Genomic DNA, 23,559 nt, shown 5'->3' with positions numbered 1-23,559 from the left:
ATGAAGCTGCTGCCTCTCCTCACCCTGTTGCTCGCCAGCGCCGCGCCTGCCCTTGCGGCCGAGACGGAGGACGCGCTGATCACCGTCACCGGCAAGGGCCTGAAGGATGTGCCCGGCGATGCCGCGCTGTCACTGGTGGTGATCAACCGGGAGCGTATCCTCAACACGGGATCAAACAGGCTGGAATCCGTGCTCTCCGACATCGCCGGCCAACAACAGTTCCGCCGGTCTGACAGTCGCTCCGCCAACGCCACCAGCCAGGGCATCACCCTGCGCGGGCTGGGCGGCAACGCGTCGAGCCGCGCGCTGCTGGTGCTGGATGGCGTGCCCCAGGCCGATCCGTTCGGCGGCTGGGTGGCGTTTCCGGCCTATGCCACCGGGCGCCTGGATCGCATCCGGGTGACGCGCGGCGGCGGCTCCGGCTACTGGGGCCCGGGCGCGCTGGCCGGCACCATCGAGCTGGAATCGGTCGGCGGAAAGGATCTCGGCCTGTTCAACGGCGGCATCGCCTTTGGCAGCCGCAACAGCATCGATGCACAAGGCGCCTTGGGCTTCACCCGCGACAAGGGTTTTGCCACGCTGTCCGCCGCCTATGGCCGCGGCGATGGCTTCGTGCCGATCGTCGCGCGCAATCGCGGCCCCGTCGATCGCGCCGCGCCCTATGAACAGGCCAGCATCAACCTGCGCGCCGTCGTCGAGATTGCGCCCGAGACCGAAGCGCAGGTGACGGCCACCGCCTTCACCGACAGCCGCGAGCGCGGCACCGCCTTTTCGAAGAACACATCCGAAGGCGTCGATGGCGCGCTGCGGCTGGTCGGGCGCGGCCGTTGGGGCTGGCAGGCGCTGGCCTATGTGCAGACGCGCAATTTCACATCGGACTTTGCCAGCGTGAACACGGCGCGCACCAGCGTTTCGCAGACGCTGGCGCAATATGAAACGCCTGCCACCGGCTGGGGCGGCCGGCTGGAACTGGCACCGCCGGTGGGCGAGGGCATCACCCTGCGACTGGGCGCCGACACGCGGCAATTGACCGGCAAGACCATGGAGTTGTTCACCTATGTCAATGCCGCGCCGACCCGCCAGCGCGAGGCCGGCGGCCGCACGGGCAACAGCGGGCTGTTCGTCGATGCCAGCCTCGAATCCGGCATCATCACCGCCACGCTGGCCGGGCGCATCGACTGGTGGACGATCAAGCAGGGCCGCCTGCTGGAAACCACCATCGCCACCGGCGCGCCGTTCACCACGCTGAATTTCGCCGATCGTTCTGGCCACGAGTTCACCGGTCGCGCCGGCCTGGCCCTGAAGCCGACGGACTGGGTGTCCTTCCGCGCCGCCGCCTATCGCGGCTGGCGGCTGCCCACCCTGAATGAACTTTATCGCCCGTTCCGCGTCGGCCCCGATGCCACCGCGGCCAATGCGCTGCTGAAGCCCGAACGGCTGAGCGGTGTGGACCTGGGCGTCACCCTGACGCCGGTGAAGGGCGTCGAGATCGCCGTCACCGGTTTCTGGAACCGCATGGACGACACCATCGCCAACGTGACCATCGGCACCGGGCCGGGCAGCTTCCCCGGCGTCGGCTTCGTCGCGGCCGGCGGCTTCTATCGCCAGCGCCAGAATCTCGATGCCCTTACCGTGTGGGGCTGGGAGGTGGATGCGCGGCTGCGCCAGGGCCCGTTCGGGCTCTCGGCCAGCTGGAGCCATGTCGATCCCAGCATCAGCGCCACCGGCGCTGCCGCACCATTGAATGGCCTGTCCCCGGCGCAGACACCGCGTGATCAATTCTCCGGCACCATCGATTACACCAGCAAATTGTTCACCGCGTCGGCGACGCTGCGCCACTTTGCCCGCCAGTTTGAGGATGATCAGAACAGCCGCAGCCTGGCCAGCGCCACCATGGTCGATGCACTGCTGGTGGTGCCGGTGATCAAGGGCCTGGCCATCGAAGGCCGGGTGGAAAATCTGTTCGATGCCGAGGTGCAGGCCGCGCTTTCAGGCACCGGCGTAGTCGAACGCGCCCTGCCGCGCACCTTCTGGATCGGTGCGCGGGTGTCGTTCTGACCGGGTGAACCCCGTATCGACAGCAACACCGTGCCTGTCTAGGCTGCGCTGGTACCACAAGGAGAGTGGATTTGAGCCGTTACAGCAAGGGCGCCATCATCCTGCACTGGCTGATGGCGCTGATGATCATCGGCAATCTGCTTGGCGGCTTCCTGCATGATTATGTGCCAAAGGAAGGCGGCCAGCGCGCATTCGTGATGGGCCTGCATACCAGCTTTGGCTTGACCATCATCGCGCTCACGCTGCTGCGGCTGGGCTGGCGCCTCGCCAATTCGCCGCCAGCGCTGCCGCACTATTTCACAGCCGGTGAACGCCTGCTGGCCAAGGCGGCGCATTGGGCGTTCTACATCGCCATGCTGGCCCTGCCCTTCACCGGCTGGGCGCTGACCAACCGCAATGACCGGCCGCTGATGTTCTTCGGCCTGTTCGAAGTGCCCAAGTTCGGGCTCGACAAGGCGACCGCGCGCGATTTCGGCGAGATTCACGAAAATCTCGGCTGGGTAATGGTGGCATTGCTGGCGCTGCACGTGATCGGCATCATCAAGCATCTGGTGATGGACCGCGACAATCTGCTGCCGCGCATGGGTGTGGGCCAGCCGCGCGGCTGACAATGAGCAATGTGAAGCTGCACGAAAGCTGGCTTGGGCCGCTGGCCGGCGAATTCGCGTCGCCCGCCATGGCCGCGCTCAAGGCGTTCCTGCTGGCCGAAAAGGCGGCCGGCAAGCAGATCTTCCCCAGGGGCAGCGAGTGGTTCCGCGCGCTTGATCTGACGCCGCTCGATCAGGTCCGCGTGGTGATCCTGGGGCAGGATCCCTATCACGGCCCCGGCCAGGCGCATGGCCTCGCCTTCAGCGTGCGCCCCGGCGTGAAGGTGCCGCCCAGCCTGGTCAATATCTACAAGGAACTGCAATCCGATCTCGGTATCCCGCCGGCGCGGCACGGCTTCCTGGAACATTGGGCGCGCCAGGGCGTGCTGTTGCTGAACACCAGCCTGACGGTGGAGCAGGGCCTGGCTGCCAGCCACAAGGGCCGCGGTTGGGAGGGCTTCACCGATGCCGTGATCCGGCTGGTGGCACAGCGCCCTGATCCGTGCGCGTTCCTGCTGTGGGGCAGCCATGCCCAGAAGAAGGCCGGGTTCGTCGACGCGAGCCGCCATCTGGTGCTGAAGGCGCCCCACCCGTCGCCGCTGTCCGCCCACAATGGCTTCTTCGGCTGCCGGCATTTTTCGCGCACCAATGCCTGGCTGCAAGCGCAGGGCCTGCCGCCCATCGACTGGGCCCTGCCGGCGTTGTAACAATCGCAGCCGATGGGAGGGGCCAGCGCTGCGCATGAAGCCGATCAACGCCTTGGCTTGCCTTGGCCTGCTGCTAGCCGCCATGCCGGCGCAGGCGCAGGCCCAGGAGAGCGGCTGTGAGCTGCATGTCTGGCTGACAAACCGCCACGTCATCACCCAGAATTTCATCGACAAGGGCCAGCTGGGTTTGGTTGGGGACATCGTCAACAGCACGATGGACCTCGATTCACCGCAGGCGGCCGAGCAGGCACTCAAGGCCGATCTGGCGCCGGCGGTGCAACAGGCGCTGATCGAGCAGGCCGATCTGCCCGCCCTGCTGAAGCTCAATGGCCATCGCCTGGTCGTGCACGCGCCGGAAACGGCACCGACCTGGACGCTGGAAGCCCTGAAAAAGCCTGATCGCCTGGCTCCGGATGCGCCGGCCTGCTATGCCGAGCTGGCCTTCATCTCGCTGGAATACTTCCGGGAACCGCTGGGATCGCGGCTGCGCAGCCTGGTGCGCTACCGGGAGTATGATGCCCGCGGCAAACTGCGCGCCAAGCTGCTCGACACCACGGCAACGCCTGCCGCCAATTTTCCGCCCAAGCGGCCGGAGGAGCGTGCGGCGGCCACAGCGGGTCTGCAGCAGGCCTTTCGTGGCAATCTGGCCAAGCTGGCGCATGACAAGTTGAAACGTTGATCGCAGCACGGCAGGCTTGGGCAAACCAGGCCGGCGACCAAGGGGGAATGGCATGATGAACCGACGCGCCGCAGTGTATCTTCTGGCGCTGGCGACGGCCGCACCGGTGATGGCCCAGACCAGCCCCTTGTTCACCGATCCGCCCGCCGGCGCGTCGCCGCGCGCCCGCATGGAGGTGCTGCACATTCCATCGGGCGGCGTGGAGATCAACGGGCTTGCCTATCTCGCTGCCGGGCCGGGGCCGCACCCCACCATCGTCATCTGCCACGGCTGGCCGGGCAACGAGAAGAATCTCGATCTGGCCCAGGCGCTGCGGCGCGCCGGCTGGAACGCCATCACCTTCAATTATCGCGGCGCCTGGGGCAGCCCCGGCGCTTTCCGTTTCGGCCAAAATCCGGAGGACGCCAAGGCGGTGCTGGCCATGCTGCGCCAGCCCGAGGTCGCGGCGAAGCTGGGCATCGACACACGCCGGATCGTGCTGGCCGGGCACAGCATGGGCGGGTGGGTGACGGCGATGGTGGCATCCGAGGAGCCCAAAGAAAATGGCGGCCTGGCGGGCGCCATCCTGATTTCCGCGGCCAACATGGGCATGGTCGGCAAGCAGCCGCGCGAACGGGTGGTGGCGCAATCGGCCGGCAATGCCGAAGCGCTGGCCGCCACCTCGCCCGAGATCATGGCCGATGAACTGATTGCCCACTCAGCCGATTTCGACCTGGTGCCGCGCGCCAGGGGTCTCGCTCGTCAGCCGCTGCTGGTGCTGACCTCTGACGACGGCCTGAAACCGCTGACCGATCCGGTGGTGGCCGCGGCCCGTGCCGCTGGCGGCCAGGTGACGGAGGGCCACCAGGCCACGGATCACAGCTGGTCCGACGCGCGGCTGGCGCTGGAGACCCGCATCTATGAATGGCTGAAGGCGTTGCCGCCTTCGCGTTGAGGTTGACTTGGCGCCTGCGGCAGTGGCAAGCGGACGCCGCGCCATGCGGGTATGATGTAATGGTAGCCTGTCAGCTTCCCAAGCTGAACGCGCGGGTTCGATTCCCGCTACCCGCTCCATCGCAGTGCGGCTGGCTGCGTGCCGCAGCCAGACTCGCACAAGATCGGCCGGCGACCAAAAAAGGCGGCTCTCAAGCCGCCTTTTTCGTGTGTCGTCCGACGGCGCGGCTTTGCCGCGCCCCTCCTGCTTCCTTCCTGCCCCAAATCAGCGTCAAGCCGCCACCGCCACCCGCCGCAACACCGGCCGCGCCCCACCATAGGTCAACCACCGCCACAGCCACTCCATCGGGCCATAGCGGAAGCGCGCCAGCCACCAGCGGCTGAACGCCATCTGCCCGCCAAAAAAGGCCAGCGACACCGCCACCAGCGCCGTCGCGCCGATGTGGCCCGCCAGCGCCAGCCCCGGCCCGACGCCGAACAGCACGAAGCCATAGAGCAAGCCCTGCGCGAGATAGTTGGTCAGCGCCATCTGACCGACCGGCACAAACCCGGCCAGCAGCCGCCGGCCCAGCCCACTATGCCACGCCATGACCAGCAGGCTGGCATAGCCCGCCGCCTGCAGCAGCGCCGTGCCAGGGCGGCCGAGCCCGGCGATGAGCGGGCTTTCCTCCCCAAAGGGCTGCCAGAAGCCGGCAAACATCAGCGCCATCGCCAGCCCGACGCTGAGCCCCGGCAGCAGCGTGAACAGCGCAAGGCGCGGCAAGCGCGGCACCAGTCCGGCGACATTGTTCAGCACGCCCGTCCGCCCGATCGCGGCCCCCAGCATGAAACGGCCCAGCGCATAGACACCCCAGGCGACGATGCCCCAGTTTTCGTACCAGTCGGCGAGATTGAAGCGCCAGAACTGCACCACCAGCCCCCAATAGTCCCCGGCCTGGCCCACCGCCTGGCGTTCGAGCACGGCGGCATCGCTATAGGCCGGCCATGTTTCGAGGGTAACGCCCAGCTGGTGGTCGATGAACTCCAGCCAGTGCACATCAACCACGGCCAGGGCAAAGCCGACCATCACCAGCGCCCGGGTTGACCAGTTGCGCACCAACAGCAGCACGAAGCCGGCAAGTGCATAGAGATGCAGGATATCCCAGATCCAGATGAAGCCGACATTGATGATGCCGAACACCAGCAGCCACGCCAGCCGCCGCGAAAAACGCCGGGTGAAGCCCGGTCTGTCACCGTTGCGGGCGATCTGCAGATAGAAGCCAAGCCCGAACAGCGTGGCAAACATGGTGTTGGCCTTGTCGCGCAGCAGCCAGTTGACCAGCATTTCGGTGACGCGATCAATCCCGGCGGTGGGCAGCGCCGCCAGTTGATCGGCGGTGGACATGAAGCCGGCGGCAGCAAAGCCGACGATGTTGACCAGCAGCACGCCAAGCAGGGCCGCGCCGCGCAGCATGTCGAGCTCGCTGATGCGGTCGCCCTCGCCGACGGGCCCCACGGTCTCGTTCATCGCATCGTGCCCCCACGCCACCTGTCACGCCATCCTAGGCACGGCAGGCAAGGCGCAGCAACCCGGCGATTGGCGCACGCCTATTCGGCAGCCTCGTTCAGCGGCGGCAGATTGTGGCCGAGCAGGCGCAGCAATTCGGCGGCGGCTTCGACGATGTTGGTGCCGGGGCCGAAGATGGCGACCGTGCCGGCCTTTTGCAGGAAGTCATAATCCTGCGCCGGGATCACGCCGCCGGCAATCACCTTGATGTCGGGGCGGCCGGCCGCCTTCAGCTCGTTGATCAGCGCCGGCACCAGGGTCTTGTGGCCGGCGGCCAGCGACGAGGCGGCGACGAGATCGACCTCCAGCTTCAGCGCCAGGTCGCGGGCTTCCTCCGGCGTCTGGAAGAGCGGGCCGACGGTGGCATCAAAGCCCAAGTCGGCGAGCGCGGTGCCGACCACCTTGGCGCCGCGGTCGTGCCCGTCCTGGCCCATCTTGACGATCAGCACGCGCGGCTTGCGCCCCGTGCGGCGCTCGAACGCCGCCACCCCGTCGGCGACGCGGGCATAGGCGGGATCGGCCTTGTAGGCATCGGCATAGACGCCCTTCACCATCTTCACGACCGCGGCGTGGCGGCCGAACACGTCTTCCATCGCCGCGGAAATCTCGCCCAGCGTGCAGCGGGCACGGGCGCATTCGATAGCCAGTGCCAGCAGATTCTCAGCTCCGCGCGCGCCCTGGCGCAGCGCCTCCAGCGTCGCCTCGACCCGGGCCGGATCGCGGGCGGCCTTCACCGCCTCGATGCGGGTGATCTGGCTGGCACGCACGGCAACATTGTCGACATCGAGCACCGGCACCTCGTCCACCGTGGCCGGCTTGTACTTGTTGACGCCAACGATGACGGTTTCGCCCATGTCGATGCCGGCCTGCTTGGCGGCGGCGGCGGCTTCGATGTTGAGCTTGGGCAGGCCGCTTTCGACCGCCTTGGTCATGCCGCCCAGCGCCTCGACCTCGTCAATGATGGCCTGGGCGCCATCGACCAATTGCTTGGTCAGCGCTTCGACATAATAGCTGCCGCCCAGCGGATCGACGACCTTGGTGATGCCAGCCTCTTCCTGCAGCACGATCTGGGTGTTGCGGGCGATGCGGGCGGAAAAATCGGTGGGCAGCGCGATGGCTTCATCCAGCGCGTTGGTGTGCAGGCTCTGCGTGCCGCCCAGCGCGGCGGCCAGCGCCTCGATCGTGGTGCGGATGACGTTGTTGTAGGGGTCCTGCTCCTGCAGGCTCACGCCGCTGGTCTGGCAATGGGTGCGCAGCATCAGGCTGCGCGGGTCCTTGGCGCCGAAATTGGTCATGATGCGCGCCCACAGCGTGCGTGCGGCGCGCAGCTTGGCCACTTCCATGAAGAAGTTCATACCGATGGCGAAGAAGAAGCTCAGCCGCCCGGCGAATTCGTCGACATCCAGGCCCTGTTTCTGAGCGGCGCGGACATATTCCATGCCGTCGGCCAGCGTGTAGGCCAGTTCCTGCAGCGCCGTCGCCCCGGCTTCGTGCATGTGATAGCCGGAAATGGAAATGCTGTTGAATTTCGGCATGTTGCGCGCAGTGTGGCTGATGATATCGGCCACGATGCGCATCGAGGGTTCGGGCGGATAGATATAGGTGTTGCGGACCATGAACTCCTTCAAAATGTCGTTCTGGATGGTGCCATCCAGCTTGGCCTGCGGGACACCCGATTCCTCGGCCGCCACAATGAAGAACGCCAGACAGGGAATGACGGCGCCGTTCATCGTCATCGAGACCGACATCTGATCCAATGGGATGCCGTCAAAGAGGATCTTCATGTCCTCGACTGTATCGATGGCCACCCCGGCCTTGCCGACATCGCCCGACACGCGCGGGTGGTCGCTGTCATAGCCACGATGTGTCGCCAGATCGAAGGCGACGGAGAGGCCCTTCTGCCCGGCAGCGAGGTTGCGGCGATAGAAGGCGTTGGATTCTTCTGCCGTGGAGAAACCGGCATATTGGCGCACCGTCCACGGCCGCCCGGCATACATGGAGGCGCGCACGCCGCGCGTGAACGGCGCGAAGCCGGGCAGGCCGGGATCCCAATCCGCCGTGTCTTCGGCCGTGTAGAGCGGTTTGACGGTGAAGCCTTCGGGCGTGTGCCAGTCGAGAGACTGCCCCTTCACTTCCTTCGCCGCCATTGCGGCCCATTGCTCTACCGTCGGCTTGGTCATTGCATCCCTCCGTCGCGGCTTTCCAAGCCACTTGCGAAGGCCCGCGTCAACCGGCGCGACAAATAGGAAGGGCCCCGGCGGGGAGACCGGGGCCCTTCACGCTCAGGCGGCTGCCGCCAGCCCTTCCTCGGCCATCGCCTGCTGCACGGCGGGACGCGCAGCGATGCGGGACTGGTAGGCGACCAGCACCGGCCAGGCGGCCAGGTCCACACCGATGAACTTGTGCCAGTTCAGGATCGTGAACAGATAGGCATCGGCGACAGTGAAGCCCGCGCCGGTGAGGAATGGCCGGTCGGCCAGCGCCGATGCCACGAAATCATAGCCACGCTTCACATTAGCCAGGGCGATCTCCTTGGTGACCGGCGGATAATCGGCCTTGAACAGCGGCACATGCGCCTTGTGCAGTTCGGTGGCGATATAGTTGAGCCATTGCTGGACCCGGGCGCGCTCCAGCGTGCCGGCGGGCGGCAGCAGGCCGGCCTCAGGCCGCTGATCGGCGATATACTGCACGATGGCGGCGCCTTCGGTGATCGTCTCGCCACTGTCGAGCAGCAGCACCGGCACGGCATCCTGGGGATTGATCTCCTTCAGCGGGCGGCCGGCTGCGGTGGTCTTGGCGGCCAGGTCGACGCGGTCCAGCGAGTAGGGCAGGCCGGTTTCGGCGAGCACGATGTGGGGCGACATCGCGCAGGACGCGGGGCTGTAGAAAAGCTTCATCATCTGTCTCCGGGTTGGGGGCGTGGGCCATTTTCAGGTGCCACGGCGGGCAGATGCTGCTATTGGTTACCTCAGGCAAGTAGGTACCTTAAAGTAACCAGTTTCCCAGGAGTGACCATGAACAGCGCGGCCCCACCGCTGAACCTGCAGACCTACAGCGCGATGGATTGTCCGGTGCACGGCCTGGTGACGATCCTGAGCGGGCCGTGGACGACGTACATCCTGTGGCTGCTACGCCAGCGCGGGCCGATGCGGTTCGGCCAGTTGAAAAAGCAGATGCCGGCCATTTCCGCCAAGGTGCTGACCGAGCGGCTGCGCCTGCTGGAACAGACCGGCATCCTCGATCGCCACCAAGAGGCCACCATCCCGCCAAAAGTGACCTACAGCCTGACCGGACGCGGCCAGGAACTGCACGGCGCGCTGGATGCGCTGGATGCACTGGCGTTGAAATGGAGCGGTCGCACGGCGTGGGCGTGAGGCAGGGCCGGCGCGACGGAACCGGAGCGATGCCGGGGCGTTGCCCGGTGAATGAACCAGAACCCGCCCAACCCTGACCCGCCCGAAACGCTGACGACCGAAGACGCGCGGGCCGGTGTGACCGGTAACAAGGTGCGTTATGTGCTGGCCATCTCGTTGCTGCTGGCGGTGGCCGGCATGCTGGTTGTCTTCCTCGGTGTGCCCGACGGCCTGATGGACGGGGCGACGAGCGCGCCCGGACCGCGCTGACTCACTCCGCCGCTTCGGCCAGCGTCTCCACCTTGGGGCTGGCGCTGGCGGCGATGGCGAGCAGGCGCTTTTCGAGGGTCTTGAGGCGCGCCGGGTTGTCGATCTTGGCGCCGGTCAGATCGGTCACATAGAAGGTGTCGGTCGCCTTTTCGCCATAGGTGGCGACATGGGCGCTGTGGATGGTCAGCTTCTGCTGGAACAGCCCATTGGTCAGCGCATAAAGCAGCGCTGGCCGGTCCGACGCGTTGACCTCCACCACCGTGTAGCGGTTGCTGGCCTTGTTATCGATCAGCACGCGCGGTTCGACGCGGAACAGTTCGGCCTTGCGGCGGGCCAGCGGCTTGGCAGCGAGCTTGTCAGCCAGGCGAATCCGGCCTTTCAGCACATCCTCGATATTGCGTTTCAGGCGGGCGATCTGCTGCTGTTCGGCAAAGGGCCGGCCCAGGGGATCGAGCACGACGAAATTGTCGATCGCCATGCCGTCGCGGGTGGTGTGGATGCGCGCGTCAAAGATGTTGCCGCCGGCAAGGCTGATGGCACCGGCGATGCGATAGAACAGGCCGGGGTGATCGGCGGCATAGATGGCAACCAGCGTGGTGCCGCTGCTGGCATCGGGGGTGCACGAAATCGCCAGCGGTTCATCGCCGGCGCCCGCATCGGCCACCAGCGCGGCGTTGGCGACCAGCACGTCGGCGGCTTCGGCAATCCAGTAACTGTCGGAAAAGCGCCGGGCATAGGCGGCAAAGCGCTTGTCGTCCCAGCCCAGTGTCGCTTTCAGCTGCGCCTGCTTGGCGGCAATGCGCTCGGCGCGGCCCTTCTGCTTGTGGCCGCGGCGCAGCACTTCCTCGGCTGCTTCATACAGCTCGCGCAGCAACTGCGCCTTCCAGCCGTTCCACACGCCAGGGCCGACAGCGCGGATATCGACGACGGTCAGGATCAGCAGCAGCTTCAGCCGTTCCGGGCTGGCGACGGCGGCGGCGAAATCCAGGATCGTCTTGAAGTCCGACAGATCGCGCTTGAAGGCGGTGCGGCTCATCAGCAGGTGATATTCCACCAGCCAGGCCACGGTCTCGGTCTCTTCCGGCGTCAGCCCCAGCCGCGGGCAGAGGCGGCGGGCGACATCGGCGCCCAACAGGCTGTGATCGCCGCCCCGCCCCTTGGCGATATCGTGCAGCAGCACGGCCACATGCAGCACGCGCCGGTTGATCAGCTGGTGGATGATGGCCGACGACAGGCCATGATCGGCCTTCAGCTCACCGCGCTCGATGCGGGCAACCAGGCCGATGGCGCGGATCGTGTGCTCGTCCACCGTGTAATGGTGGTACATGTCGTATTGCATCTGCGCCACGACCCGGCCGAAATCCGGCACGAAGCGGCCGAACACGCCGGCCTCGTTCATCCAGCGCAGCACGGTTTCAGGATCGCGGGGCGACGTGAGCACGTCGAGGAACAATGCGTTGGCGGTCTTGTCGCGGCGGATGCGATCATCGATCAGCTGGGCATCGCGATTGGCGGCGCGCATGGCGAGCGGGTGGATGGTCAGCCCCTCGCTGTCGGCCAGCGCGAACATTTCCAGCAGCCGCACCGGATCGGCCTGGAAGAAATCATCGGACGGCACGCCGATCTGGCCGCGCCGCAGGGTGAAGCCCTTCAGCCGCGCCGGCCGGCGGGTCAGCGTGGGCAGCCACGACGGCCGGGCGGTCGATTCATCAAGATGGGCGAGGAACAGCCCGGTCAGATCGCCGACCGATTTCGCCACCAGGAAATAATGGCGCATGAAGCGCTCGACCGCGCTCATGGCGTCACGGTTGGCATAACGCAGGCGCGCGGCCAGCTCGCGCTGCACGTCGAAGGTCAGCCGCTCTTCGGCGCGACCGGTGAGGTGATGCAGCATGATGCGCACCGACCAGAGATAGGATTCGGCGCGGCGGAACTGCCTGAGCTCGTCCGCCGTCAACAGCCCCTTGTCCACCAGCTCGGCCACACTGCCGACCTGGTGCAGATATTTGCCGATCCAGAACAGCGCATGCAGGTCGCGCAGACCGCCCTTGCCTTCCTTCAGATTGGGTTCGACGACATAGCGGCTGTCGCCCATGCGCTGGTGGCGGGCTTCGCGCTCGGCGAGCTTCTCGGCCACGAAGGCGCGGGCAGTGCCGGCCACCACCTCCTTGCGGAAGCGGGCGGTGGCCTCGTCATAGAGCGGCTGATCACCCCAGACGAAGCGCGATTCGAGGAAGGCGGTGCGGATCGTCATGTCCGCCTTGCCCATGCGCACCACGTCATCAAGGCTGCGCGTGGCGTGGCCGACCTTCAGGCCGAGGTCCCACAGCAGGTAAAGCAGCGTTTCGATGACCTGTTCGCCCCACGGCGTCTGCTTCCACGGCGTGATGAAGACGATGTCCACATCCGAAAACGGCGCCATCTGGCCGCGGCCGTAACCGCCGACCGCCGCCAGCGCCAGCCGTTCGGACTGGGTGGGATTGGCGAGTGGATAGAGTTGGCCAACCACGGCATCACAGGCCAGGCGCAGCAGCTGATCGGTCAGGAAGCTCTGCGCCGCCGCCAGTTCGAGGCCACGGCCGGGATGCGCGTCGAGCCGTTGGCCCAGCTCCACCCGGCCCGCCACCAGCGAGTCGCGCAGCGTGTCGGCGAGCAGGCGGCGGCGATCGGCAAAGGCCGCACAGGCCGCCATGCCGCTGGCCAACTGGTCGGCCAGGGCGCGGCGATCGATGATCGCACGACGGTTGTGGATGGCATCAGGGCGCAGCATCAGGGCGCACCATAGGCGCAATGTTGCGCTGCGTCATGATTACATTATGGCCAGAGCCCGAGCGCGGCGGTGGCCTACCCCCACAGCGCCGCTTCAGGCGGGAACACGTCGCTGCCATCGAAGCGCAGGCCGTGCGGACGGTCCTCGATCAACAAGGGTCCATCCAGATCGGCGAAGCTGCCCTGCATGGCGACCAGGAAGGCCGGCGCGATGGCGAGGCTGGTGCACAGCATGCAGCCGGTCATCACCCCCAGCCCGCGCGTGGCGGCGGCGTGGCGCAGGGCGAGCGCTTCGGTGAGGCCGCCGGCCTTGTCGAGCTTGATGTTGATGAAGGCATAGCGGCCGATGATGGCATCGAGGCTGGCGCGGTCGTGGCAGCTTTCATCAGCCGCCAGCGGCACCGCGCACCGGAGCCCCTCCAACTCGGCGTCGCGGCCGGCGGGCACCGGCTGTTCGACCAGCTCGACACCCAGGGGCGCCAGCAGCGCCAGCGTGCGCTCGATATCGCTGCCGCCCCAGGCTTCATTGGCATCGACGATCAGCCGGGCATCGGGCGCGGCGCGGCGCACGGCGGCCATGCGCTCGACATCGGCCAGCGGGCCATCGCTGCCACCCAGCTTCACCTTCAGCAATTCGCGCCCGCGCACCGCCGTTGCGGCCGCCGCCATCGCCGCCGGTTCAGCGAGGCTGATGGTGTAGGCGGTGAGCAATGGCTGTGGTTGCGGCAGACCCAGGGTCTGCCAGACGCGGGTGCCGGACTGTTTGGCTTCCAGATCCCACAGCGCGCAATCGAGCGCATTACGGGCGGCGCCGGCCGGCAGCAGGCCGAACAGATCGGCCCGTGTCGCCCCGGCGGCCACGGCATCGGCCACGCCTTGCAGCGCCGCCAGCGCCAATTCGGCCGAATCGCCCTTGTAATAGATGGCGGTGCCTTCGCCGCGACCACTGTGCGCGCCGTCGCTGACCTCGGCCACCACCACGTCGACATGAGTCTTGGCGCCGCGCGAAATGGTGAAGCTGCCGCGGACGGGGAAGCGTTCGATGCGGGCGTTGAGGATGCGGGCCATGAAGCCGCCCTGCCCCAAGCCGCAGAACGCCGCAACTGTTGGGCGCAACAGGCTTTGCGCGCGGCGCTTTTCACGTCATGCTGACCGCCATGAGCGATGAGGAATCAGTCGAACTGGATGCGGTCGCCACCGTGTCGCGGATCACGGCGCTGGAAATGCTGGTGCGCCAGATCATGATCGTGCAGCTGCGCATCCTCGACAAGATGGGCGAGATCAAGCTCGATCCCGATTATGTGCAGACCATCGCCAAGGCCTATGCCGAGAAGGTCGATGAAAGCCCGATCATCGAGAGCGCCAGCCCGGACGTGAACTATGAGTTCAAGATGATGGTGCTGCACAACCTGGAACGCTTCTTCGACGACATCGAGAAGCATGTGAAGGACAACCCGGGCTGACGCTCGCCGTCCGCGCGGCCGACACACTGCAGGAAACGACAGGCCGCATGCCACATGCATTGACCGCCCGGATGGGCGTGGCATCCTGTGCGCAAATCCGGAAAACCGGCGAGCACAGGGGGAAGACGCATGCGGCGCACGATCATGGTGGCGGCCTTGTTGCTGGGCACGGGCGCAACGCTCACCGGTTGCGACGTGCTGAAGCCCAAATCGTCAAAATCGGACGCGGTGGTGAAGGAGAGCGAATTTCCGCCGCGCCCGCTGTGGGGGGATACCCACCTCCACACCGCCAACTCTGTCGATGCCTTTGGCTTTGGCGTGCGGCTGGGGCCGGAAGATGCGCTGCGCTTTGCCCGCGGTGAGGAGGTCACCTCCACCACTGGCCTGAAGGCCAAGCTGTCGCGTCCACTGGATTTCCTGGTGGTGACCGATCACGCCGAAATGCTGGGTGGCACCAAGGCGCTGGCCGATGCACCGGGCCCGCTGATCCGCGATCCCACCATGCGGCGCTGGCACGACATGATGAACGAGGGCCCGGCGCAATCGCAGCGCGCCATGGCCGAGATGCTGGATGCGCGCGGCCGCAATGCCATTCCGCCGGCGATGATGAACCCCGAAGGCGCCAAGGAGCGCACCCATGATGTGTGGAACGCCAACATCGACGCGGTGGAGGAGTATAACGAACCGGGCAAATTCACGGCCTTCTTCGGCTTTGAATATACGCTGATGCAGGGCGGCAATAACCTGCACCGCAACATCATTTTCCGCGATGGGCCCGACAAGGTGCGCACGGTGGTGCCGATCGATCCCACCTACAAGACGACGCCGGACGAGATCTGGAACTACATGGAAGCCTATGAAAAATCGACCGGCGGGCGCGTGCTGGCGATCCCGCACAATTCCAACCTGTCGAACGGGCTGATGTTCGAGCTCACCATGCCCGGCGGCGGCCCGATGACCGCAGCCTACGCCAAGCGCCGCGCCCGGCTGGAGCCGGTGGTGGAAATCACCCAGATCAAGGGCGACAGCGAGGCCCATCCCTTCCTGTCGCCCAACGATGAATTCGCCGGCTATGGCGTCGCCGGCTGGGAGCTGAACAATCTGCTCGGCAACCAGCCCAAGGTCTCCTCGATGTTTGCCGGCGAATATGTGCGCGAGGCGCTGAAGCGGGGCCTGGCGCTGGAAGCGCAGATGGGGGTGAACCCCTACAAGTTCGGCCTGATCGGCTCGACCGACAGCCACACCGCGCTGTCCACCGCCGATGAAGACCAGTTCTTCGGCAAGCACAGCGGTAACGAGCCCAACCCCAAGCGCGCCCTGCAGCCGCAGAATCTGGGCACGCGCAAGGGCCGTTTCGGCTGGCATTATCTGGCCAGCGGCTATGCCGCGGTGTGGGCCAAGGCGAACACGCGCGCGGCCATCTTCGATGCCATGGAACGGCGCGAAGTCTATGCCAGCACCGGCCCGCGCATGACGCTGCGCGTGTTCGGCGGCTGGGATTTCACGCCCGACGATCTGAAGGGCGATTGGGTGCGCGCCGGCTATACGCGCGGGGTTCCGATGGGTGGGGAGATGAAGCCGGGCGCGAAGGGCGCGCCGCGCTTCATGATCGCCGCCCTGAAAGACCCGCTGGGCGCCAATCTCGACCGCGTGCAGGTGGTGAAGGGCTGGGTCGACAAGGCCGGCAAGACCCAGGAAAAAGTCTATGACGTGGCCTGGAGCACGCCCGACAGCCGCAAGCCGGTGGCCGGCAAGCTGCCGCCGGTCGGCGACACGGTCGATGTGGCCACTGCCACCTACAAGAACAGCATCGGTGCGGCCAACCTGACGACGCTGTGGAGCGATCCCGATTTCGATCCCGCTTTGCGCGCCTTCTATTATGTGCGCGTGCTCGAAATCCCCACGCCGAGCTGGCCGGCCTATGATGCCGTGAAATACAAGCTGAAGCTGCCGCCGGAAGTGCGGGTGAAGAGCCAGGAGCGCGCCTATAGCTCGCCGATCTGGTATACGCCCGCCAAAGGCTGAAGCCAAAGACTGAGGGACAAGGCATGACTGACTGGCGCGCCGGCGCACGCGCCCTGCTGCGCGAGCCGCTGCTGCATTTCCTGGTGGTGGGCGCCCTGGTGTTCGCAGGCCTGGCCGGCCGCCCGCCCGCGCCCGGCGAACGCCGCATCGTCGTCGATGAGATGGTGGTGGCTGGCCTCGTCAACCATCATGTCCAGGCCTTTCGCCGCCCACCGACTCCCGCCGAGCTGGACGAGCTGATCCGCGATCATGTCCGCAACGAGGTCTATTATCGTGAGGCCCTGCGCCTCGGCCTCGACCGCGACGATGATGTCGTGAAGAAGCGGCTCAGGAACAAGATGCTGGCGATTGCCGGCGCCGAGGCCGAGGCCGCGCAGCCCAGCGATGCCGAATTGCAGGCCCTGCTCGACAAGGACCCGGCGCGCTATGCCCTGCCGCCGCGCTACACGCTCACTCAGCGTTATCTGGGTGAGGACACGCCGGCCTTGCGCGCCCGCGCCGCCGCAGCGCTGCAGGCCGGCACGCAAGCCACGCTGCCAACCGAGCCCTTCCCGCTGCCCGGCCGGCTGGTCGATGCCGCCGCCTTCGATCTGGCGCAGGAATTCGGCGATGATTTTGCCGCTGCGCTGGCCACAGCGCCGATTGGCCAGTGGGTGGCCCTGCCGTCGGGCTTTGGCCTGCACCTGGTGAGACTGGAACAGCGCCACACGCTGCCGCCGCCCCGGCTGGCCGACGTGCGCCAGCGGCTGGAGAATGACTGGCGCAGCGCCGCCGTGCGCAAGGCCGAGGAGGCGCAGCTGAAGTCGCTGCTCGCCGGCTATGACGTCGTGATCGCGCGACCGAAATGAGGCGGCTGTTCGGCCTGTTGCTGTTCCTGTTGCTGGCGTTGCCGGCCAGCGCCGATGAACTGCGCCCCGGTTACCTGGAACTGACCCAGCAAAGCGCCGGCGACTGGAAGCTGGTGTGGAAAGCCCCGATCCTGGGCGGGCTGGCCACGCGGGCCTCGCCGCAATTGCCGGATTTCTGTCGTGTCACGATGGCGACCCCGCGATTGTCCGCCGGGGCGCTGGTGGCGACCGGCACGATGCGTTGCGCCAAAACGCTGGCCGGCGCCACGCTGGGCCTAACCGGCGTCGCGCCGGGCGATACCGACACGCTGCTGCGCATCGCGCCGCTGGGCCGTCCGGTGCAAACGGAACGCCTGCTGCCCGGCCACACGCTGGTGACGGTGAACCGCGTGCCCGACACCACGCAGGTAGCGCGGACGTACTTTGTCATCGGCGTCGACCATATTCTCGCCGGCTATGACCATCTGCTGTTCGTTGTCGCACTGGTGTTGCTGCTGCAGCGCGGCTGGGCCGTGGTGAAGGCCGCCACCGCCTTCACCACGGCCCATTCGATCACGCTGGCTGGCACCACGCTGGGCCTGTTCGGACTGCCGCAGGCCCCGGTCGAGGCGATGATTGCGCTGTCCATCATCTTCCTCGCCGTCGAGATCGTGAAGGCGATGCCGGACCGGCCGCGCTTGTCCGAACGGCTACCCTGGCTGGTCGCCTTCCTGTTCGGCCTGCTGCATGGTTTCGGCTTTGCCGGCGCCCTGCGCGAGATCGGCCTGCCGGAAACCGATCTGCCGATGGCGCTGCTCACCTTCAACCTCGGCGTTGAGGCCGGTCAGATGCTGATCATCGCGGCGGCGCTGGCAGTGATTGCCGGCCTGCGCCGCCTGGCGCCCTTGGTGCTGCGCCCGGCCGTGGTGGCCAGCGCCTATGCCATCGGCAGCATCGCCAGTTTCTGGTTCATCGAACGGATATGGGCATGACGGTCTCTGCGCGCAGCGCGCCCTTCGGCACCAACGCCCGCGGCGAACAGGTCGATGCGATCACGCTCGACAACGACCGGATGCGGGTGGTGATCCTCACCCGCGGCGGCGCGCTGGCCGAGATCAGCGTGCCCGATCGCGCCGGCCAGCACGCCAACGTGCTGCTCACCCGCGCCGATTTTGCCGCCTGGGATCGCGGCGGCTCGTTCAACGCGTTGGTCGGCCGCTATGCCGGGCGTATTTCCGGCGGCGGTTTTACCATCGACGGACGCTTCCATACGCTCGCCGCCAATCCTGAAACCGGCATCACCATCCACGGCGGCGCCGGCAGCGGCTGGGGCACGAAATTGTGGGCAGCGAAGCCGTTCGAGACCGACGATGCCGCCGGCGCCACCCTCCACCTCCACAGCCCGGATGGCGACAATGGCTTTCCCGGTGCCGTGGACATGACCGCGACCTGGACCCTGGACACCGCAAATCGGCTGCGCCTCGACTGGCAGGCGACGACCAGCCAGCCCACCCACATCAATGTCTGCAGCCACCCCTATTTCAACCTGGCCGGCGCCGGCAGCGCCAGCATCGATGGCCATATGCTGCAGCTGTCAGCCAGCCACTACACACCGCTGGATGCACAGATGATCCCGACTGGCGCCACCGCGCCCGTCGCCGGCACCCCGCTCGATTTCCGCTCGCCGCGCGCGCTGGGCCCGGCTCTGCGCTGCGATCATCCGCAGATCCGGCTGGCGCGAGGCCTCGATCACAACCTAGTCATCGATGGCCCGGCCGGCCAACTGCGCCCGGCCGCGATGCTGAGCGACCCCGCTTCCGGCCGCCGGCTGACGATCAGCACCACCGAACCCGGCATCCAGGTCTACAGCGCCAATTTCCTCGATGGCGGCATCGCGGCCGGCGACGGGCGATTGTTGCGCCAGGGCGACGGTCTGGCCCTGGAAACCCAGCATTTCCCCGACAGCCCCAACCAGCCGGGCTTCCCCTCCACCCTGCTGCGCCCCGGCGACATGCGCCGGTCCAGCACCATCTATGCCTTCGACGTCACGGCATGAGTCAGACCAGCGCCTTCACCACCAGGTAGAAGACCGACGGGCAGAGCAGGCAGCCCAGGCCGGTGTAGAAGGTGGAGGTCATCGCGCCATAGGGCACGAGTTTCGGATCGGTGGCGGCCAGCCCGCCGGTGACGCCGCTGGTCGTGCCCATCAGCCCGCCATAGACCATGGCGCTGACCGGGTTATCCAGCCCAATGCGCCGCGCCACCAGCGGCGTCGCCACCATCACCAGCACCGCTTTCACCAGGCCCGCCGCGATGCTGAGCGAGATGATCCGCGAGGACACGCCCAGCGAAGCGCCCGTGACCGGGCCGACGATATAGGTGGCGGCACCGGCACCGATGGTGGTGATCTCGGCCGGATCGGTGAGGCCGAAGCCCAGCGCCACCAACGCGCCGACCAGGAAGGACAGCGCAACGCCGATCGGGATGGAGAGCGCGCCCACCAGCCCGGCTGCACGCAGATCGCTCAGTCGCACCCCGAAGGCGGTGGCAACGATGGCGAAATCGCGGAACATGTTGCCGCCCAACACGCCGATGCCGGCCAGCAGCGGATAATCAGCCACGCCATTCTTGCCGCCGGTATCGGCCCCGGCCACCCCGGCCAGCACCAGCGCCAGCGCAATCGCGATAGCCGATCCATGCACCCGCCCGCGCCCGACATGGCGCGACAGGAAAAAGGCCAGCGCCATCACCAGGCCAACGAAGACGAACGCGACCAGCAAGCCGTTGTCGCCGGCAAATTTCTCCAGCCGTTCCATCACGGGCGACGGCTCCAGCGGCTGAGCACCGGCACCAGCGCGAAGGCGGCCAGCACCGCCAGCGTGCCAGCCACCGCCGCCATCACCCCGCCCGACACCGCGGCCAGCACATTCTGTTTCGCGGCCATGGCGACGATGATCGGGATATACATCAGGCTCCAGAAGGAGACGCCGGCCGCGCTGTCAGGCCCCAGCCGCCGCCCCGGCAAGTTGCTGAGCAGGATCAGCAGCAGCATGGCGATGCCGACGCCGCCCACGTTGGCCTCCAGCCCCAGGGCGGCGCCCAGCAAATCGCCGGCAAACAGCCCGACCAGCGTGCAGGCGGCGAGCAGGGCCACGCCCAGGATCGGCATGCGCGTTCCCCTCAGGCCAACGGTTGCCGGGCAATGACGGATTTCGCCGCCTGCTCATAGGCATGGGCGAGCTTCAGGCAGGCCAGCTCCGCGCCGCGCCGGCCGATGATCTGCAGGCCGGCCGGCAGGCCGCTGCGGCTGAAGCCGGCCGGTGCAGCCAGCGCCGGCAGCCCGGTCATCGTCACCAGGAACGTGCCCAGCATCCATTCGTGATAGGTGCGCATGGTCTTGCCGGCGACCTCGGTGGGCCAGAGCTGCTCGATCGGGAATGGCAGCAGCTGCACCGCCGGGGCCAGCAGAAAATCATGGCGCTCGAACAATTTGTCCACCGCCCGCGTCCAGCTGCTGCGCACCACCGACGCGTTGAGCACCTGCGCCCCGGTGATGCCTCGGCTGTTGGCGATCTCCCAGTGCGTCTGCGGGCCGATCAGATCGCGCGTGGCCGGATCATCGGCCAGGCGCTGCAGCCCGGTGCCCGACATCCAGCTGCGCAGCAGCATCAGCGCCTGCCAGACTGGCTCGATCTCGTGATCGACCTCAGCCGCCTCGACGCTGCAGCCGATGGCGCGGAATGCCGGCAGCGCGGATTCGCAGATGCGCAGCACCTCCGGATCATGCGGCACCCGCCCGCCCCAATCGCCGAGCCAGCCGATGCGCACGCCTTTCATGTCGGCGTCGAGCGGCCCGGCGAAGGCGCGCGCATCGACATCGAGCGATTGCGGCGAAGCGGGATGCCTGCCGGCCATCACCGACAGGATCAGCCCCAGATCGGCGACATGCCGCGCCATCGGGCCGGCAACGCTCATCCGCGCGGTCCACAGGTCATTGCCTTCCGGCGGGATCACCCCGATGCCGGTGCGAAAGCCGAAGACATTGTTCCACACCGCCGGGTTGCGCAGACTGCCGCCGAAATCCGAGCCATCGGCCAGCGGCAACATGCGCAGCGCCAGGCCCACCCCGGCACCGCCACTGCTGCCGCCAGCGGACTTGCTGGGGTCAAAACTGTTGCGTGTGGGGCCATAGACCCGGTTGATGGTGTGGGAACCAAAGCCGAATTCGGGGGCGTTGGTCTTGCCGATGAAGATGGCGCCCGCCTGGCGCAGCCGTTGCACCATGATGCCTTCGCTGGTCGGGACATGGTCGCGATAGACGAGTGATCCGTCGGTGGACTTTATGCCGATCACGTCGACAAGGTCCTTCACTGCCCAGGGCAGCCCGAACAGCGGCCCCGGCGCCGCGCCCGCCGCCAGCCGCGCATCCATCGCCCGCGCCTGCGCCAGCAGCCGATCGCCATCCTGCAGGGCCACGATGGCATTGTGGGCGGGATTGACCGCCGCGATGCGGGCCAGCACGGCGCGCATGACCTCTTCGCTGCTGGTCTTGCGGCTGGCGATCAGGCTGGCGATACGGCGTCCCGGCAGGGCCAGCAGCGGATCGACCGGCGTTGCTGCACGGCCTGGTGCCGCGACCATCGCCGCTGCCGCACCACCCAGAATCACTTCGCGCCGTGTTGCCTCCACCTGCTTCATGACCCATCCCCCTGTCGGCCACCGCCGTCACCGGTGTGTTGGCCTGCGGCGCGGCCGTCAATGGGGATTTGCCAGCCAAGGGCTGGCGGCGCGCATCCTAGGCGTGTTGCAACAACATGCCGCCGCCGCTGATCGGCGCCGTGATGCCGTTATGGCGCAAGGCGTGCCAGAGCAGGCCGGCATTGATGCCCAGGATCGGGCGCCCGATCACCGGCTCCAACCGTTCTGCCACCTGGATCATGCTCATGTTGGTGCCGCATTGCACGATGGCGTCCACCGGCGCACCGGGCGGCGCCAGATGCTGCATGATGGCCTTTTCCTTGGCCCAGTCCGGGATATGGGCGATGTGACGGGCCAGCGCACAGGCAAAGCCGAAGCTGGCCACCACTTCATAACCCAGTTCACGGAACATCCGGGTGGCGTTGGCGTTGCCCGTGGCGTCAAACGGTGTGAGCAAGGCGATGCGGCGCGCGTTCAGCCGCTTGAGCGCCTGGTCGGCCGCCACGTCCCACGCGGACACGCCGCGCTGGCCGGCTGCCGCAACGGCATCGGCAGGTGCCCGCACGTCGGCAAGGCCCGCCACGATATGCTCGATGCTCATGCCCAGGATGACGTGATCGGGCGCTGCCAGGGCGGCCACCGGCACCGCTTCGGCAAGCCCCGCCAGAAACTGGTCACGATAGGCGGCCAGCTCTTCGGCATTGCCGAAGCGCGGCGACGGCGTGACCACGTTGGTGGTGTGGATGCCGATGCCCGCCAACCCGGTCTGCTGATTGCGCACGATCAGCGACCATAGTTCATGTTCCATGCTGCAGTTTGTGGCGGGCAGCAGCAGGCCCAGCTTGAGACGATGGCTGCACACATCGGGATAGCGCGCCGCCGGATCGATGCCGATGTCCACCGGTTGGCCATCAAGAATCGGGCCACCGGCTGCCAGCACCGGGGCCAGTTCCCGGGCCGATGGCGCAATCATGGGTTGGCCGGTGCCGGTGCGGACGGGGCGGCCTGCCACCCGACGCCCAGCGCCTTGTAGACCGCCACCAGATATTGGCCGGCGTTGACCTGGGACGCGACCAGCTGATCCTGGCTGTTCAGCGCCACCCGCTCGGCATCGAGCACCGACAGCGAGGAATCGACCCCGTTGCGATAGCGCAGCCGGGCCAGTGCAGCGGCCTTCACGGCGGCATCGCGGGCGTTGACCAGTTCGGCCAGCCGCTGCCGCTCGCGGGCCAGGCGCACGAGGCTGTTCTCGCTTTCCTCCAGCGCCCTGAGCACGGTCGATTCATACTGGGCAGCGGCCGCATCGGCAGCGGCATCGGCCTGGCGGATACGGGCGCGGATGCGCGGCCAGTCGAGGAAGTTCCACACCAGCTGCGGCCCGATCGCGAAGGCGAAGGCGCCGGCCGAGAAGAGTTCGCCGGCCAGATTGGATTGCAGGCCGGCGTTGCCGGTGAGCGAGACGCGCGGGAACAGATCGGCCGTCGCAATGCCGATCCGCGCGGTCGCCGCGGCCAGCCCGCGCTCGGCAATGCGGATGTCGGGGCGGCGGCGCAGCAGGCTGGCCGGGTCGCCGACGCTGAGGGTCGCCGGCAATGCCGGCAGCGGCTTCAGCGCGTCCAGCTGACCACGCAGCGCCGATGGCGA

Annotated in this window: 22 protein-coding genes and 1 tRNA gene; 13 read left to right on the top strand and 10 right to left on the bottom strand. The window is 67.2% G+C overall.

Features of this window, described 5'->3' with window-relative positions; all coding sequences use genetic code 11:
* The 6 genes from GJ693_RS03555 to GJ693_RS03530 all read left to right on the top strand — a co-directional run bounded on the left by GJ693_RS03555 (position 1) and on the right by GJ693_RS03530 (position 5,084).
* A complete protein-coding gene (locus tag GJ693_RS03555) occupies positions 1 to 2,058 on the top strand; it encodes a TonB-dependent receptor (protein ID WP_156254957.1) in 2,058 nt (685 codons plus the stop codon).
* Positions 2,059 to 2,129: 71 nt separating this feature from the next.
* A complete protein-coding gene (locus tag GJ693_RS03550) occupies positions 2,130 to 2,666 on the top strand; it encodes a cytochrome b (protein WP_235902608.1) in 537 nt (178 codons plus the stop codon).
* A gap of 2 nt (positions 2,667 to 2,668) precedes the next feature.
* The gene (gene ung, locus GJ693_RS03545) at positions 2,669 to 3,352 is read left to right on the top strand and encodes a uracil-DNA glycosylase (protein WP_156254956.1); all 684 of its coding nucleotides are present in this window, start codon (positions 2,669 to 2,671) and stop codon (positions 3,350 to 3,352) included.
* 34 nt (positions 3,353 to 3,386) lie between these two features.
* Positions 3,387 to 4,031: a hypothetical protein gene (locus GJ693_RS03540; protein ID WP_156254955.1), complete on the top strand. Its 645-nt coding sequence runs from the start codon at positions 3,387 to 3,389 to the stop codon at positions 4,029 to 4,031.
* Between the two features lie 52 nt (positions 4,032 to 4,083).
* A complete protein-coding gene (locus GJ693_RS03535) occupies positions 4,084 to 4,965 on the top strand; it encodes an alpha/beta hydrolase family protein (RefSeq protein ID WP_235902606.1) in 882 nt (293 codons plus the stop codon).
* Between the two features lie 45 nt (positions 4,966 to 5,010).
* Positions 5,011 to 5,084: transfer RNA gene (locus tag GJ693_RS03530), tRNA-Gly, on the top strand.
* Between the two features lie 151 nt (positions 5,085 to 5,235).
* On the opposite strand, the gene GJ693_RS03525 is transcribed toward GJ693_RS03530, so the two are convergent.
* The 3 genes from GJ693_RS03525 to gstA form a co-directional block, all read right to left on the bottom strand.
* A complete protein-coding gene (locus GJ693_RS03525; protein WP_156254954.1) occupies positions 5,236 to 6,471 on the bottom strand; it encodes a DUF418 domain-containing protein in 1,236 nt (411 codons plus the stop codon).
* A gap of 80 nt (positions 6,472 to 6,551) precedes the next feature.
* Positions 6,552 to 8,690, bottom strand: coding sequence for a methylmalonyl-CoA mutase (gene scpA, locus GJ693_RS03520; RefSeq protein WP_156254953.1), 2,139 nt, complete (start codon positions 8,688 to 8,690; stop codon positions 6,552 to 6,554).
* A 102-nt stretch (positions 8,691 to 8,792) separates the two neighbouring features.
* Positions 8,793 to 9,410, bottom strand: coding sequence for a glutathione transferase GstA (gstA, locus tag GJ693_RS03515; RefSeq protein ID WP_197041939.1), 618 nt, complete (start codon positions 9,408 to 9,410; stop codon positions 8,793 to 8,795).
* Positions 9,411 to 9,524: 114 nt separating this feature from the next.
* Between gstA and GJ693_RS03510 the strand changes: the two genes are divergently transcribed.
* Together GJ693_RS03510 and GJ693_RS03505 are read left to right on the top strand one after the other, a co-directional pair.
* Positions 9,525 to 9,884, top strand: a complete 360-nt coding sequence (locus GJ693_RS03510; protein WP_197041938.1) for a winged helix-turn-helix transcriptional regulator — start codon at positions 9,525 to 9,527, stop codon at positions 9,882 to 9,884.
* 51 nt (positions 9,885 to 9,935) lie between these two features.
* The gene (locus GJ693_RS03505; protein ID WP_156254952.1) at positions 9,936 to 10,133 is read left to right on the top strand and encodes a hypothetical protein; all 198 of its coding nucleotides are present in this window, start codon (positions 9,936 to 9,938) and stop codon (positions 10,131 to 10,133) included.
* Position 10,134: 1 nt separating this feature from the next.
* Here the strand turns inward: GJ693_RS03505 and GJ693_RS03500 are convergent, their stop codons facing one another.
* Entirely contained in the window at positions 10,135 to 12,903 is a 2,769-nt protein-coding gene (locus GJ693_RS03500; RefSeq protein ID WP_197041937.1) for a [protein-PII] uridylyltransferase, read from the bottom strand.
* A 74-nt stretch (positions 12,904 to 12,977) separates the two neighbouring features.
* Positions 12,978 to 13,970: an N-acetyl-D-Glu racemase DgcA gene (gene dgcA / locus GJ693_RS03495; protein WP_156254951.1), complete on the bottom strand. Its 993-nt coding sequence runs from the start codon at positions 13,968 to 13,970 to the stop codon at positions 12,978 to 12,980.
* 89 nt (positions 13,971 to 14,059) lie between these two features.
* Here dgcA and GJ693_RS03490 point away from each other — a divergent pair, with 89 nt between their 5' ends.
* The 5 genes from GJ693_RS03490 to GJ693_RS03470 all read left to right on the top strand — a co-directional run bounded on the left by GJ693_RS03490 (position 14,060) and on the right by GJ693_RS03470 (position 19,273).
* The gene (locus GJ693_RS03490) at positions 14,060 to 14,365 is read left to right on the top strand and encodes a hypothetical protein (protein WP_156254950.1); all 306 of its coding nucleotides are present in this window, start codon (positions 14,060 to 14,062) and stop codon (positions 14,363 to 14,365) included.
* 129 nt (positions 14,366 to 14,494) lie between these two features.
* Complete coding sequence (locus GJ693_RS03485) at positions 14,495 to 16,390, top strand: DUF3604 domain-containing protein (RefSeq protein ID WP_156254949.1); 1,896 nt, start codon at positions 14,495 to 14,497, stop codon at positions 16,388 to 16,390.
* Between the two features lie 23 nt (positions 16,391 to 16,413).
* A complete protein-coding gene (locus GJ693_RS03480) occupies positions 16,414 to 17,238 on the top strand; it encodes a peptidyl-prolyl cis-trans isomerase (protein ID WP_156254948.1) in 825 nt (274 codons plus the stop codon).
* Positions 17,235 to 18,209, top strand: coding sequence for a HupE/UreJ family protein (locus GJ693_RS03475; protein WP_156254947.1), 975 nt, complete (start codon positions 17,235 to 17,237; stop codon positions 18,207 to 18,209). The genes GJ693_RS03480 and GJ693_RS03475 overlap by 4 nt, the downstream gene beginning before the upstream one ends.
* Positions 18,206 to 19,273, top strand: a complete 1,068-nt coding sequence (locus GJ693_RS03470; protein WP_156254946.1) for an aldose epimerase family protein — start codon at positions 18,206 to 18,208, stop codon at positions 19,271 to 19,273. The genes GJ693_RS03475 and GJ693_RS03470 overlap by 4 nt, the downstream gene beginning before the upstream one ends.
* A 1-nt stretch (position 19,274) precedes the next feature.
* On the opposite strand, the gene madM is transcribed toward GJ693_RS03470, so the two are convergent.
* The 5 genes from madM to GJ693_RS03445 form a co-directional block, all read right to left on the bottom strand.
* Positions 19,275 to 20,033, bottom strand: coding sequence for a malonate transporter subunit MadM (gene madM / locus GJ693_RS03465; protein ID WP_156254965.1), 759 nt, complete (start codon positions 20,031 to 20,033; stop codon positions 19,275 to 19,277).
* Positions 20,033 to 20,386, bottom strand: coding sequence for a malonate transporter subunit MadL (gene madL / locus GJ693_RS03460; protein ID WP_156254945.1), 354 nt, complete (start codon positions 20,384 to 20,386; stop codon positions 20,033 to 20,035). The genes madM and madL overlap by 1 nt, the downstream gene beginning before the upstream one ends.
* A gap of 11 nt (positions 20,387 to 20,397) precedes the next feature.
* Positions 20,398 to 21,915, bottom strand: a complete 1,518-nt coding sequence (locus GJ693_RS03455; protein ID WP_197041936.1) for an amidase — start codon at positions 21,913 to 21,915, stop codon at positions 20,398 to 20,400.
* 97 nt (positions 21,916 to 22,012) lie between these two features.
* Positions 22,013 to 22,888 carry a maleate cis-trans isomerase family protein gene (locus GJ693_RS03450; protein ID WP_156254944.1) on the bottom strand — a complete coding sequence of 292 codons (876 nt, stop codon included), beginning with the start codon at positions 22,886 to 22,888 and terminating at the stop codon, positions 22,013 to 22,015.
* A partial coding sequence (locus GJ693_RS03445) for a TolC family protein (protein ID WP_197041935.1) occupies positions 22,885 to 23,559 on the bottom strand: 675 nt, incomplete at its 5' end. The genes GJ693_RS03450 and GJ693_RS03445, both read right to left, overlap by 4 nt.

The sequence above is a fragment of the Sandarakinorhabdus oryzae genome (assembly GCF_009733735.1).
GTDB lineage: Bacteria > Pseudomonadota > Alphaproteobacteria > Sphingomonadales > Sphingomonadaceae > Sandarakinorhabdus > Sandarakinorhabdus oryzae.
This window is presented reverse-complemented; position numbering and strand designations above follow the sequence as displayed.